At 47.7% G+C, this 14,765-nt stretch carries 6 protein-coding genes; all 6 read right to left on the bottom strand.

Annotation, left to right across the window (positions count from 1 at the left end; translation table 11 throughout):
* Positions 1-15 precede the first annotated feature (15 nt).
* Positions 16-3,210, bottom strand: a complete 3,195-nt coding sequence (locus BC343_RS19435; protein WP_078349635.1) for a SusC/RagA family TonB-linked outer membrane protein — start codon at positions 3,208-3,210, stop codon at positions 16-18.
* Between the two features lie 934 nt (positions 3,211-4,144).
* Positions 4,145-5,185 carry an aldose epimerase family protein gene (locus BC343_RS19430; protein ID WP_078349458.1) on the bottom strand — a complete coding sequence of 347 codons (1,041 nt, stop codon included), beginning with the start codon at positions 5,183-5,185 and terminating at the stop codon, positions 4,145-4,147.
* A gap of 190 nt (positions 5,186-5,375) precedes the next feature.
* Complete coding sequence (locus tag BC343_RS19425) at positions 5,376-7,586, bottom strand: alpha-galactosidase (protein WP_078349457.1); 2,211 nt, start codon at positions 7,584-7,586, stop codon at positions 5,376-5,378.
* A gap of 102 nt (positions 7,587-7,688) precedes the next feature.
* A complete protein-coding gene (locus tag BC343_RS19420) occupies positions 7,689-11,030 on the bottom strand; it encodes a tetratricopeptide repeat protein (RefSeq protein ID WP_078349456.1) in 3,342 nt (1,113 codons plus the stop codon).
* Positions 11,031-11,048: 18 nt separating this feature from the next.
* Positions 11,049-12,458 (bottom strand): sugar porter family MFS transporter, encoded by a 1,410-nt coding sequence (locus tag BC343_RS19415; RefSeq protein ID WP_078349455.1) that lies wholly within the window; start codon positions 12,456-12,458, stop codon positions 11,049-11,051.
* 55 nt (positions 12,459-12,513) lie between these two features.
* A complete protein-coding gene (locus BC343_RS19410; RefSeq protein ID WP_202909823.1) occupies positions 12,514-14,685 on the bottom strand; it encodes an alpha-amylase family protein in 2,172 nt (723 codons plus the stop codon).
* Positions 14,686-14,765: the final 80 nt, after the last annotated feature.

Here is a 14,765-nt window from a genome sequence, read left to right as displayed (position 1 = left end):
TTCTCTGTTTTAGGGTTATAAATTCACGTTTAAGCCAACGTTAAACACTTTTTGTATGGGGTAGGCAAAACCGTTGCCGCCTTGCTCAGGGTCCCACATTTTGAAGGGGCTCCAGGTAACCAAATTCAACCCATTGAAATAAATACGCAGGTTGGTAAGCCTAAGCGATTTGGTAAGGTTTTTTGGCAGTGTGTAACCTATCTCCAACGATTTTAGCCTGATAAAGCTGGCATCGCGCAGCCACCAGGTGCTGGGTTGCAAGTTGTTTTCGATACCTGCTCTTGTTACGCCCAGCCTTGGGTAAGCGGCATACAGGTCCTGGTTCTCTTCGCTCCAGTGGCTATCGGCAAACTCGCGCAATACCTGCGTATTACCATAAACGTAAGCATCGGGGCTTGGGATGAACGGGCTAACGCGTGTAGGGTCAACAAAGAAAGATACCCTTGCCTGCCCCTGGAAGAAGGCCGAAAGATCAAACCCTTTGTAGCCTGTTGAGAAACCGAAACCATAAACGATCTCGGGCGTTTGCGGGTAGCCCATAAAGGTAAGGTCGAGGTTATCAATTTTGCCGTCGCCGTTCAGGTCACGGTATTTGATGTCGCCACCTTTAGGGGGAATGCCTGTACCGCTGAATATTTGCGATGGTGAGTTGCGGGCCTCCTGGTCGTCAACAAACAAACGTTCGGCAACATAACCGTAACCGCGGCTTATGGGCTGGCCAATAAAGTGCCTCCATTGTTCTTTGTAATTAGGCTCCTCTATATAAGTGTACTTGTTGGTAGAGTAAGTAAAGTTACCCCTGAAAGATGCCCATAAACCATTGCTGAAACTTTGTTTATAATCGGCAGACATATCCAAACCTTTAGAATCAACCACACCCAGGTTAGAACTGATGGCCGATTCGAAACCCTCGCTTGAAGGCACCAAACGCTGGCGAAGGATATCGTAACGGTGGTTTTTGTATACCTCGGCAATTACGTTCAAGTTCTTCAGCACGGTAAACTCAACCGCTAAGTTGGTTTGCCTCGATGTTTCCCAGGTGATGTTGTTATTCTCGTAACTGTTAATGAAGACACCTTTACGCTCATAAGAGTTATTGAAACCAAACTGTGCATAGTTAGGGCCGTTAATAAAGTTCACATCCGATAGGTAGAAGAACCTTTGCTGGCCAATAGCATCGTTACCCACCAAACCGTGGCTGGCTCGGATCTTTAAACGCTGAATGATATCGGGGTTCCAGAAGCTCTCGTTTGATACTACCCACGATGCACCAATAGTTGGGAAGAAACCATAGCGGTGCGCAGCATTAAAACGCTCGGAACCATTATAACCAAAGTTACCTTCTAAAAAGTACTTGCTTTTGTAGCTGTAAGTTAAGCGGCCGGCCAAACCAAGGTTACGGAACGGCAGCGAGTACTGCAATGTGGTAGTATTGGTTTTAGGGTCTTTTTGGCTCGAATAAACCGTTTGCTGCACAGTACCAATTAAGGTAGCGCTGATGTTATGGTTACCAAATGCCTTATTATAATCCATTGCACTTTGCAGATACAAAAAGGTATCAGCATTAGGCTCGTTCTTGGAGTATGAAAGGTACTCCTGCGCTACATTGTAACCTGTTGGCTGGGGGTTAAGCCAGGTAAGGGTGTATTGGTCGGTAACCTTGTCATACGAGCCAATGTTGTAATAGAAAGGGCTGTACGCCAATTGCGAATCGAAATACGAGTGCCTGTTGGTGTTGAACAACGTGCGGAACTTTAAACCATCGGTAACAAAATTCAAATTTTGGTTCAGCTCCAATTGTGCCGACATACGCGATTCGGAAAAGTTTTTGTGCCCGCGTAAAAGTGCTGCGTATGGGTTGTTATATAATATGCTGTTGCTGCTGGTACCATCTGCCTGGCCTATATTACCAAACAGGATGTGCTGGGCATTGGCGTTTGCCGCATCGGCAGGGTAATAAGCCGGGAACAGCACAGGGCTGGTGTGGATGGCTATGTTATACAAGTCGGAAGCAAAAGAACCATCGGTGGTGATAGGGCCACTATACTCGTTAAACGTGCCCGATAGCCTTACAATAACCTCGGTAGTTTTGGTTAGGCTAAGGTTTACGTTAGAGCGTAGCTGGTAGTTTTTAAACTTTACGTTGTTATCGTTATTGTTACGCACATCAGTTTTCAGCACGCCGTTATCCTGGTTATAAGTACCGGTAATGTAGTAGCGCGCTAAACCGGTACCGCCGCTTACGCTAAGGTTATTGCGCTGCGTTGTTGCACGTTTTTTAAAGAGCATGCCCAGCCAATCTACCGCAGGGTAAACATAAGGGTTAGCGCCCGGGCCACCGTTAATAGTATTCTGCGTATTTACAATTTTGCTTTGGGGGAAAGGTAAGGGCAGTGTAGGGTCGCGGGTGAGCGAGGCCTCGTTATACAAATTCATGTACTCGATGGGGCCAACTATCTCAGGTGTTTGTGTAGCCTGCGATGAGGAGTACTCCGAACGGAAGTTGATCTTAGCCGGGCCTTCTTTACCCTCTTTGGTGCTTACCAATATTACACCGTTTGCACCACGTGCGCCGTATAATGCAGTTGCACTGGCATCTTTTAATATGGTAAAGCTGGCAATATCATCAACCTGCAGGCGCGCCAGGTCTGATGTGGTTAGCTCTACGTTATCTATCAAAATAAGCGGATCTTGCTTGTAGCCGAAGGTGGTTACGCCACGCACAAAAAACGAAGCGTTATCCTGCCCGGGCTGGCCGCTGCGCTGATAGGCTACTATACCTGCCGCCTGCCCCGCCAATGCAGCAGTTAAGTTACTGGCGGGTATCTTCAGTTCGCTGGGTTTTATGCTGGTTACCGAACCAACTATGGCTTCCTTGCGCTCCTTTTTACCAAAGGCGGTTACTACTACCTCATCTATCTGCCCCTTGGTTTCAGACAGGCTCACGTTAAAAGTTTTGTTGGTAGGCGATACCACAAAGGTTTGCGGTTTAAAACCCACGAAAGAGATCCGCAGGCTGGCGCCGTCTTCCACATCCAAAATAAAGCGGCCGTTGGCATCGGTAAGCGTGCCTACTTTGCTATTATTTACAACGCCTACAGTAACACCGGGCAGGCTAACGCCGGTAGTATCGGTTACCTTACCGGTTACGGTAATTTTTGCCGTTTGGGCAAAGGCGGCACCGCAAAACAGTGTAAGCGCCAAAAGCATTAAACAACGCCGTATGTACGCTGTTGCCGGCCTTTTATGCCCTGTTGATGGTATTTTACTTATTGTATAAGATAGGTTCATAAAATTTTGCTCATAAATTCTTTTTTAATCAATTGGGTTTAAATCGGTCTTTTGCTTCGCGCACAAGGTTTGCGGGGACATGCTTTGTAAACATCACATCGGGCAATAAAAAGCCCTTACGCGGCAAAACCACGTTGTGTAAACGATATAAATTTCAGCTTTGTGAGGCCCGCCCGCATGGGTTATAAATCCATTGGTTGTGCGTACGCCGGGCCTTTCCCCTCAAGGTTGTTGAGTCGAAATTTTTACATAATAAATTGGTTTAGTGAATAATTGGTTTTGTAAATGTATAACACCGGGGGCTTTTAAAAAATGGATTAATTTTCAAAATAGATAGACAATATTCTGATTTTCTATTTTCTTTCGGCAAATTATCCATTATTCTGCACCGGCATGTTTCATGGCTGCGGACCAAAAACATTTACCACAATTGCCTTCTACGGATACACCCGGGCAATGTTCAGTGGCGTGGACGGCAACGCAAAAATTGTTAGTGAAAACCATAAATTACCGATCGGAAAAAGCTTACAATTTCACGGTAGCAGCTGATGATTTAGCTATCAACTTATTATTTTAAGTGTCCGCAATTCTGAATAATGGGGTGTTTCAGCCTAACCAAAAGTTCTTAGAGCAAAGCTGTATTTGGCGATCCGTTCCCGGCTTATCGGGAGTTGAGTTGACGGAGTTGCAGGTGAAAGTATACGCCTAAAAGCGGGTGTGTAAGTTTACTTTCAGGCCCGCAGGCTGATAGACAATATTACGAACATTTCAATTTTTGAAACGAAGCCTTACCAATGCCATAATTATCTGCAAAAATGATGTAGATAAGCGAGCAAAAAACACATGAGGTGGATTAGGCCATCAAGCCGAATTTATAAACGATGGTGTGATTATATTCCTCGCCCGGGCGAAGCGTAGTTGAAGGAAAATGCGCATGGTTAGGGCTATCGGGATAATACTGGCATTCTATGGCCACGCCGTCAAAAGGTTGGTAAGGCTGTGCAAAGTTGCCGTCGGTAAGGCTGTGGAGGTGATCGCCCGTGTACACCATGGCCGCTGGGTAGGTGGTTTGTATTTGCAGGCTCCTGGCCGATAAATTTTCCGATAATTCAGCAGCAAGTTTTAAATCCCGGGTTTTGTTATTCAACACATAGCAATAGTTCAATCCCTCCTGCTCACCTCCCCTGTTTAGTATTTTGCTGCGCAGCGTATCGCCATTCAAACTGCGTTTGCCTACAGGTTTCAATAGCCCGCTGGGGATGTAAGCGTTATCCACATCAAGCAAAGTATCGGCATAAACTTTAAGCTTGTGCTCAAAAATACCATCCGCTTTTCCCGACAGGTTGAAATAGGCATGGTTGGTAAAATTAGCAATGGTTGGCTTATCGGTTATTGCTTTAAAGTCGATAATAAGTTCGTTCGCTTCGGTAAAACTATAAGCCACCGTTAAGGTAAGGTTGCCCGGAAAACCGCCATCGCCATCGGGGCTTTGCAGGGTAAACGAAACACTGTCTTCACCAACTTCGAAACTAAATACGCGGGTGTTGAAGGCATTGAAGCCGCCATGATTGGTGTTAAGGCTATCATTAGCCTGTAAATGGTAGGTTTCGCCGTCCAGGCTAAACTTGGCGCCGCCAATGCGGTTGGCAAAACGGCCTACGGTTGAGCCTAAATAACAGGCATCATTCAGGTATGCCTCCAAAGAATTATAACCCAAAACCACGTTCTGTAAATGGCCATCCTTATCAGGCACCACGGCCGAAACCAGCGTAGCGCCATAGTTGGTCAGCTCAGCATAAGCACCCGTGCTATTGCTTAGCCGAAACAGGAAAACCGGGCTGCCGGCAACTTCGCCCCATTTTTGGAACGTGATGGCGGCGGGGCTTTTTATCATGGAAGTGTTTGTTATAAAGTCCAATTTAGGTTTTAATATTTAGGTTGGCAAATGGTGTGGACAGTCCTGTTTTTTAGGCGGCTCCTATGGAGCCTTCTGTATGTTTTGTTGTTTTCTATAAACACGATACCCCGCTGGGGTGTCAATACACGCAAATCGACGTACCGTTAGGTGTATCGTGTTTAGTTATTTATTTCACCTCCGTTACCTGTATAACTGCGCTGGTTTTACCTGTATTAATGCCCGGGTCGAAACCTGCCGTCATCAGGAAATCGCCCGAATAGGCTTTCGAGCCATCGATGGATGATGAAGTACCGGGATAAAGGTTCACTTCCTTCAGGCTGTACCGTTTTGCGGCATCTAAGCCTTTCAGCTTTATAGGTAAGCGGTTGCCCTGCCCGTAGCGGTTATTTACGAGGTAGTTGAATATCACGCCCGAGGTTTTGGTGGTATCTACATACATAACCGCGGCAACGCTTTCGGTAACCGGATCCGACAGGCGGTATTGATCGCCCTGGAAAATTATAGGTTTTAGCCTGTCGTAGGCTTTCACGGCATCTTTGGCAAAAGTTAGGTCGTTCGCCGATAGTTTGCTGATCACGATATCGAAGCCTAAGCGCCCCATCATGGCCACATCTACCCTGAATTTCAGCGGCTGCTTACCCCAATCGGTAACGTGGTTGGCGGTTGCCATAGCAGGATAGAAATACGAGTACTCCCATTGCATAAAAATGCGTTCGAGCGGGTCGGTATTGTCGCTGGGCCAAAATTCGGTGAAAGCTTGTAGCGCGCCATAATCCACCCGGCCACCACCGCCACTGCAAAGCATCATGGGTACGGTTGGGTATTTATCGCGGATGCGTTTTAATACTTGGTACAATCCCCGCACATAATCCACATAAAATTGCGACTGGCTCTTTTTGAGGTATGCCGAGTAAGCATTGTAGATGACTGCGTTGCAATCCCACTTGATGTAAGCCAGGTCGGGGCTTTTGATGAACAGCGAATCCACCACGCCGAACACAAAATCCTGCACCTTTGGGTTCGCCAGATCGAGCACCAATTGGTTACGGAAATAATATTCGGGGCGACCGGCTTGTTTTACTACCCAATCAGGATGTTTACTGTAAAGCCCGCTTTTGGGGTTCACCATTTCAGGCTCTATCCAAATGCCGAATTTTACGCCGGTATTAGTGGACTCCTTTACTAAAGAGCCTAAACCGTTAGGGAGTTTCTTCCTATTTTCCTGCCAGTCGCCCAAGCCGGCATGGTCATCATCGCGGGGGAATTTATTAGCGAACCAGCCATCGTCCAGCAAAAACATATCTACGCCCAGCGCCTTGGTATCTTTTAAAAGCCCTTTCAGCTTGCTTTCATTAAAATCGAAACCGGTAGCCTCCCAGTTGTTCAGAAGGGTAAGGCGCGTGCCTTTGCCATCGGCCAGTTTATATTCACGTGCCCAGCGCTGTAATTTGCGGCTTGCATCGCCCTTGCCTTTATCCGAAATGGTGTACAAAAATGGCGGGGTATTCAATTCGTCGCCGGCTTTAAGCACATATGGCGAGGCGTAGTTATTGATACCGGCAATTATTCGCAAGTTATCCTGCGGGTCAACCTCCAGATCTACACGGAAATTGCCACTCCATTCCAGCGAGCCGTACATCACAGTACCTTCATCCTCCGTGGCTGGCTTGTCCAGCGAAACCATAAAGCACGATGGCTGGAACAAATTGGCGCGGGTACCCAGCTTGCTATCCAATACTTTTATGCCGTGGGTAAGCTGCTGCTCTTCGGGCTGCATCTCTTTGGCCCAATCGCCATGGTACTGGCGCAGCCAAAAGCTTTTGGCTTGCAGGTATAAGTTGGCCGAGGCAAACTTTTGCAGGATAATGCTACCCTTCTCGAAGTTTTTAATAGTGCTCCATTGCTCCACTACATCCTGGTTAAAATAGGTTTTGTAGTGCAGCGCAACTTCTAAATTGTAAACCGGGTCCTTCAATATCACGGTAGTGAGCGAAACATCAGCGCTTTCTTTGGTAACCTTATGGCTTACGTACTCCAAATGCAAACCCATATTGCCATCGGCATGGGTTACCGCAATTGCAGGCTCGGCCAGGTTGCGGGAGCCGGCAGTGGTATAAGCCGAATTAAGTTGGCCGCTGTAATCGGTGCCTATCTTTTGCAATGCCGCTACCTCGCCATACTCCTTTGTATCTGCCAGCTTTTTGCCAAAGTAAACGGTTTTCAGGTTCTTCTCCCCATCAACCTGCAATACAACTACATGGTGCGCTGTTTCTACCGGGATGGTAATTACTTGTGCGTTGGCTGCCCCGCCCAAGCTGAAAATACATGCAGCACTAAGCATAAGGGCGACTTTTTTATAAGCGTAAAAACGTTTCATATTTTAACTATTGGAGTAAAACCGGCACAAAACACCCCGAGCGCACAAAGTTTAGGAGCTTTGCGGCCGGGTAGTTTTGATATTTATTATTGAAGCTTCGGGTTAATAACTGGCAACGTTGCTTTGCTTTTTTGCCATTTCTAAATGCAGCTTAGCGCCGGCATGTGCAGCATCAAGCAATAATACTTTGTTGAACATTTCTGCTGCGCCCCCCAAATCGCCAAGGCCAAGCAGCCCCAGCCCTTGCAGGAAACAGGTGTGGCAGGTGTTGCGCAGGTTAAGGTCGTCATCAAAAATGAGCAGGTTGGGCAGCGATACAGCGAAGTAATCTATCTTCACTTCATCATGGGCATGCGCTTTACCGTAGGCCAGCAGTTTGTTAAAGATGCTGTCGGCGCGTTCCTTATCGCCAAGTTTGGCCCAGCTTAGGCCCTGGTAAAATATTTTATCGGGTTGCTGGTCGTTATAAAACACGGCGGCAGAGGGCTCGTCCAAACCAACGGTCGACTGCCCAAAGTATGCCTTTGCTTCATCGGCTTGCTCCAAACCTTCGTAAGCGCAGCCCAGCCAGTAGTCGATATCGTTTTCCTGCGTGCCGTATAGTTTGCCCTCGCCCAGGTTATGCGGATAGCTTTTAGCGTTGTTGAGCGAATCGATGGCTTTTTCAAATTCACCATCTTCTATTTGTTGCCTCGCAATCTTTATCAAACTGTATACATACTGGCCCGATGCCTTACCTTCGCCGCCCTCCCATGGGTGAAACTGGCGCTGCATCAACAGTTCGAGCGCTTTTTCATGTTGACCCAACAGATTGTAAAGGGTTACGCGTTCCAAATAAACATCGTCGCGTTGCTCGGCTACGGATAGGTTATCTTCTAAAAACTTCAGGCGAACGGCTGCCGGATAATTAAGGCGTTTGTACAATTGGTCGAGTTCCATCAGCACACGTGCATCTGATGCATCCAGCGCAAAGGCCTTTTCAAAATACTTCAATGCTTTTTCGGCATCGTTTTGTTTATTGAAGTAAGCAATGGCCAGGTTACGGAATACCGTCGGGAATTGACCATCCAGTTGAGCGGACTTTTCCCAACAGGCAACAGCATCGGCATACTGGCGCTTATCGTAAAAAAGGTTACCCAGGTAATAAGGCGCGCGCGCATCAGCAGGGTTTAGCACTATGGCCAGTTGCAATATGTTCACCTCATCTAAACGGTTAGGGAAACACAAGTATGAATCAGCCGCGGCGGCTTTGTCTAACCATGCTTTTGCATCCACTGCCCGACCATTTTCATGAGCAATGTAACCCAAAGCGTAATAAACCATCGGGCTGTTACCATTCTCTTTCAAGGCCAATTGCAATAATTCGCCCGCCTCGGTATATAAACCTGCCGAAGCATAATCCAGCGCGTACTCTAAAAAGTTATGGTCGTCGCCGCGGCTAAGGGTAACCAGTTCCGCGATGTTTTCATTGGCTTTCGCTTCGTTACGTTGTAATTTATACAATGCCGCTTTTTCGAAAAATACGCCAAGGTTAAAGCCATCGCGCTCTAAAGCAGCGTCAGCTACGGCAAATGCCTTGTCCAATTGCCCAAGGATACGCAACGCTGCCATTTTTACCACGTAAGCTTTACTGTTATTGGCGTTCCTATCCAACGATTGGTTAATATGTTCCAGCGCTAATGCAAAGTGGTCGCGAGCTGTGTCTATTTTAGCTACCTCAAAAAAGCCGGTATCTTTCCAGGCATTGCTCCAGGTGGCTTTATAGAAAACGGTGTAGGCCTCGTCGGTTTTGCCCTGGTATTTTAGGCAAAGGCCCAGGTTATAGTAGGGTTCGCTGTCGTAGGGGTTGGGGTTGCGCTGAATGCTGGTTTCAACCGCCCTCCTTAAAAACGGCTCCGCTTTGGCGAACTGCCCTTTGCGGAAATACCATTTGCCCAATGCATTGTTATTGCGGATATCGCCCGGTTCGCGGCGCAGGGCTTCCTCGTAATATGGCACCGGCGAAAAAGTAGCATGGCGGTATTGCTCCAAATGCTGCGCGGTTAAAAACAGTTGCTCTACGCTTTCTACATCCGCAGGGTCTAAAGCGGGTTTGGCGGGTACCGGCATTTCGTTCTGCTTGTTTTTGGCAGGTTCGTAGCGCAGTACTTCGAGGTTGTTTTGGGTGATTATGAGCAATAGCTCCTGCTCGTTCAAACCGGCATCAACAGCAATTTCCTTTACCAAAACAGCCTCGGGGCTGAGGGTTTCGGTAAGGGATAAAAGTTCCTCTCCTTTGTAGCTAAGGCTAATATGCAGGTTTTCTTGTAAAGAGGTCACCTGCACCTTCAGCGTTACTCTATCATCTGCCTTGCTCAATGCTAATAAAATATCTTTCGAGGCATTTTTCACCATCCCTAACTCGCGATAAGGCAGAAAATATTGGGTGAAGGTTTTCTCTTCGTTCGGCATCAGCCAGCTAAAATCGGGCTGGTTATCGGTGAACACGCCGGTCATTAATTCGATATACGGACCATCCTCATCGGTCAGGTTCCTGTCCCAGGCCTGGCCGAAATCGCTGTGCCCCCAGGTCCATTGTTTTTTGCCCGGCGATACGTGGTGGTTGGCTACATGCAGCAGCCCCGCCTCGCTATCGTGCTCGTAGCCACCCACAAAATCATAGTCGGAATTAATGGCCATGTACGATGTGGGCACCGGGATGTTTTTATACATCGAAATATCGGTACCCGGCGAGTAATCTACTTTATAATAAGTACCTGTCGCTATTGGGAAATCAGACACATCGCGCTTGCCATGGTCAAAAACAGCATTCACATCCGGCGGGAATACCGATTGGTAATGATCGTTCACCTTAACGGCCGGGTTTGCCCACCACAAAAAAGTTTGCGGCAACGGCGAGCGGTTAAGCAGTTTGGCTTTAATTTCGATGTAAGCCGTATCGGGGTGCAGGGTAAAACCCGCCAGGCATTTGGTATGGAACATACGCTCCAACTCGTTCACCCAAACGGTTTTGCTGCCATCAGCATGCTCTTCCAATTTATAATCAACCGGCTCAAAGGTGCTGGGGCGATGGTGCTGGGGCCAGTTAAACTCTATTCCGCCCGATATCCAGGGCCCGGTTAAGCCCACCAACGCGGGTTTAATTACCTGGTTGTGGTATATAAAATGACGCTGCTTAATTTTATCATACGCGGTTTGTATACGGCCGCCCAATTGCGGCAATATCATCACTTTGATATACTTGTTCTCTAAAAATAAACCCGTGTAGGCCTTATCTTCCTTTTCGTCAGCTATTTTTTCGATAACCGGATTGGGGTAAACCACGCCGCTGCTGCCCTGGTAAACCCTTTTTTCAAAAAACATAGGGTTTTTATCGGGCTTGCCCACGCCGTAGGTAGGGATAATTACTTGCTCTTCCCAAACGGAAACAGATGAATTTTGCATGTTATGATGTAAATATTTTTAATGTCGTATTAAATTGTCTTCCAGCTCCTCCAGCGTTTGACCTTTGGTTTCTTTCACCTTTGCCTTCACAAACAGGAATCCCGCGAAGCAGATACCCGCGTACAGGTAAAAGGGGCCATAAGTGCCCAGGCTGTCTGCCAGTAAGGGGAAGGTAAACACCAGTATAAAATAGGCTAACCAAAGCGATACAATAGCCACAGAGGAGGCCACGCCGCGTATTTTATTGGGGAATATCTCCGAAATAAGCACCCAGGTAACCGGGGCAAGCGAAATGGCGTAGGTGCTGATGGCCAACAACACCACCACAGATACCAAGCCGGCGGGGAATTTATTTTGGAGGAACAAGGCCAGCAAAATATACAATATGGATAGCCCTAAAGCGCCCCAAAGCATTAGCGGGCGGCGGCCCAGTTTATCAACCTGCCACATAGCCAGCAGGGTAAATACCAAGTTTACTATACCGATAGCTACGGTCTCGAACAATTGCCTGTCGAGGTTGGCACCTACCGATTCGAAGATGGTAGAGGTATAATTGAACACCACGTTAATGCCGCAAAACTGCTGGAAAACCGCCAGGGCAATACCGACCACAACGGCAGGGCGAACAGCCTTCTCGAACACCATAGCGTACGACTGTTTGGCAGAACCCGTGAGTGATTTTTCGACCGCCCTGAAGGTGCTTTCAGCAAAATCGGGCGAGCCTAATTTATTCAGGATGAGTTTTGCTTTATCTGCCTGTCCGGCTTTTAGCAGCCAGCGCGGGCTTTCGGGTAGCCAGGTAACGCCTATTAAAAAAATGGTTGAGGGTACTGCACCCAGCCCGAACATCCAGCGCCAGGCATCTATATTCCGCAAATGCTCGTACGCCGACTGTGACAACCCGATATTACGCATCCAGTGTACGGCATCCAGGTTTTTATCAGCTAAAAAGTAATTCACCAAATTGGTTACCAGTATGCCTATTACCACAGTAAGCTGGTTTATGGCCACATTTCGGCCGCGCACTTCGGCAGGCGAAATTTCGGCGATGTACATGGGGCAAAGCATAGATGCCATACCTACACCAATACCTGCGGCAAAGCGTAATACCAAAAAATAAGTTAGCGATTGTGATAAAGCGATGCCTATAGACGATACCGCAAAAATCAACGCAGCAATAACCAGCCCGGGTTTACGGCCATATTTATCGGCAATGTTACCGGCAAACAAACAGCCTACTATACAGCCTAAAGCCAGCGAACCGGTAAGGAAACCTTCCCAGGCTGGCGTGAGGGCGAACTGCGTGCGCAGGAAAGGCAATGCGCCGGATATCACAGCAAAATCGAACCCGAAAAGGTACCCGCCCAATGCCGAAATAAAAGATATGCCAATAATGTAGCCGCTGTTGAAGCTTTTTTGATTGCTCATGTTGTAGGTTGTAAAAATTTAACTGGTGGCATAATATTACTATTTATTTCGTCCATTATTTCAGGGGCACTAATTTCACCAGTACAGCATCGCCGGGGTTGGTAACTATGGTAAACTCTGCTGCATCTGCTTTTAACTCGCCAAGCGGTCTATCGCTCATAAAGTCCAGCAGTTGGTAGCCTTTTCCGGCGGGAAGCTTCAGGACGCTACGGCTGAAGACCTGCTTGTATTCGTTTTTCAAATCGAAGTTGAAGGCCGCGGCCAGTGTATTATCTCCCGGCAGGTAAAAAGCCATTTGCTGGTCGAAGCTTTCGCCGTCGGCCATTTTGATGGGGATAAATGCTTTAGGGTTGCTGAAGTATTTGGCGATGTTTTTATTATTCAAAAACTCCTGCGCGCGGAAAGCGGCAATGGGGTTGCGGTAGTCGGAGCCATCGCCCAAAATGCTGCCCATCACCATCATGGCATAAAGGCGCACCTTTATTTCCTGCTCGTTCAGGTCGGGGTTGCGCTGAAAGTTCTTCATTATCGCCACATCCAAATTGGTGTAGGGGAACAGCGTGCCCTGCATCCAACCCAAATGCGAACCGGCAGCTAATGACGATTCGGTACTGCCCCATCCGGGGAAACCTTTTTGGTCGTCGCGCAGGTGCGAGTATACATCGGTTGATACAAAACGCGTGTGCGCGTATTGATGCGGGAATAGCGGCGATATGGCTTGGGTGATGAAAATGCCTTTCCCCATAATAGAGTCGCAGAGCTGCCTCAGCATCTGCATACCGTAATTGTAAGCCTGCATACCGGTGCGTACTTTGGCATTATAGCGCGTGGTAGATTCCAATGCGCCGGCTGTCAGGAAGTCTATTTTCAGGAATTTTGCGTTGATAGCCTTTGCCTTTTTTAGCTGCTGGATAATAGACAAACGCACACCCGGGTGGGTAGGGTCTAAAGCGTAGGCACCCCAATCGCCGTCTTTGTACAAAATAGGCTTGCCATCTTTACCGTGCAACAGCGCACTTTCCAAAGGTTGGTTGGTGCCCGGTATCTTTGCGTTTTTGGTATTGTTCTTCCAACTCCACATGGCAAAGGGACTAAAATAAAAGCCTATTTGCTGGCCGTTTTTGGCGCCGTATTCACCTATCGCTTTCAGCACCTCGGTGGTATATAAACCTTGATCATATGAATCAACACTCAGCACAGGTTTAGCGTAAGCGCTAAAGTTGGGCATCGATTTGATAAAATCGGATATTTGATATACAGCAGGCGGCATCATTACTTTCTCATAACCTAATACACCTTCTACTCCGAAGCTATTCCAGTACACGGGGGCGGGTGCCTGCCAGGTGCGTGCGCCGTTGATGATAGAGTTTACCCGGCCATAATCTTTAAAAGCTTCGTGCAGGTTATCTGATGCGCAGAGGTAAATAGTAGCCGAATTAACTGTTTGCCCTAACATGGTACCATGAAGCGTATGGTCGTGCGTACCATCTAAACCGCCATAGGCCGATTTAAGCGCCGGGTTATCAGCCGTAGCTACGCCGCCAAATACATTCAGCGAATCTACATAGCCCGCCTCTGCGGCGGTCTGATAGCTTAAACCCGTCTTCCAAAAATCGTGGTTGATACTGCCGATAATAAGGCCCGAGTTTTTCAGCTGGTCGTAAACGGCCAAAAACTCGTAGCTGATGCCTTTGGTTTTATCCTCTCCTGCCTTTGACCAATGGCGTTGCAGGGTGGGCGTCCAGTCGTCGTTATCAAAGGGTACATCCAGTATGCGCGGCTCGGTGCCGGGGATAAATAATTTGCCTTTCCCAGCAGGCGATAGCGCTAAAGCACTGATGTTACGGGTTTCGATCGGCTTACCTGCGGAAGTGGCGCTTACGTTCACCAACGCATATTGCTTGCCGTTGTAAAGTTTAAATTGCTGGGTAATGCTGATGTTGCGTTTAGAATCGCTGTGTTTTACGGTGAGGCAAAGCCCCTTGCCTATTTTGTCGTTCACCTGCTCAACGATGCATTGGTGGTTGGCCAAATTTGCTGTAGAGAGATATCCCGAATTGATATCTTCTACATAAGCCACTGCATTATTGATGCGTGTGCCGTTGCTGAAAGTGTAGTTGATAGCACCACTGCTTTTATCGGCACTGATGCTGAGTTGCGGTATGCTAATGGCGGTGTTATCCGCATTTTTTTGTACCTCTTGCGCCTTCAGTGTACTGCAAAACAAAACAGACAGGGTAACAACGCCACAGAGCAGGGAACGTCTCGACTTTAAATTAATTAGGGATGTAGGGTAATACGGCATTC

It is taken from the genome of Mucilaginibacter pedocola, from assembly GCF_002013915.1.
GTDB classification, from domain to species: Bacteria; Bacteroidota; Bacteroidia; order Sphingobacteriales; family Sphingobacteriaceae; genus Mucilaginibacter; species Mucilaginibacter pedocola.
The sequence above is the reverse complement of the archived record's forward strand: the minus strand, read 5'-3'. Positions and strand labels throughout refer to the sequence as shown.

Coding starts and splice junctions, on each gene's coding strand:
- BC343_RS19435 (WP_078349635.1), bottom strand. CDS start 3,210: ATGCTTTTGGCGCTTACACTGTTTTGCGGTGCCGCCTTTGCCCAAACG.
- BC343_RS19430 (WP_078349458.1), bottom strand. CDS start 5,185: ATGATAAAAAGCCCCGCCGCCATCACGTTCCAAAAATGGGGCGAAGTT.
- BC343_RS19425 (WP_078349457.1), bottom strand. CDS start 7,586: ATGAAACGTTTTTACGCTTATAAAAAAGTCGCCCTTATGCTTAGTGCT.
- BC343_RS19420 (WP_078349456.1), bottom strand. CDS start 11,030: ATGCAAAATTCATCTGTTTCCGTTTGGGAAGAGCAAGTAATTATCCCT.
- BC343_RS19415 (WP_078349455.1), bottom strand. CDS start 12,458: ATGAGCAATCAAAAAAGCTTCAACAGCGGCTACATTATTGGCATATCT.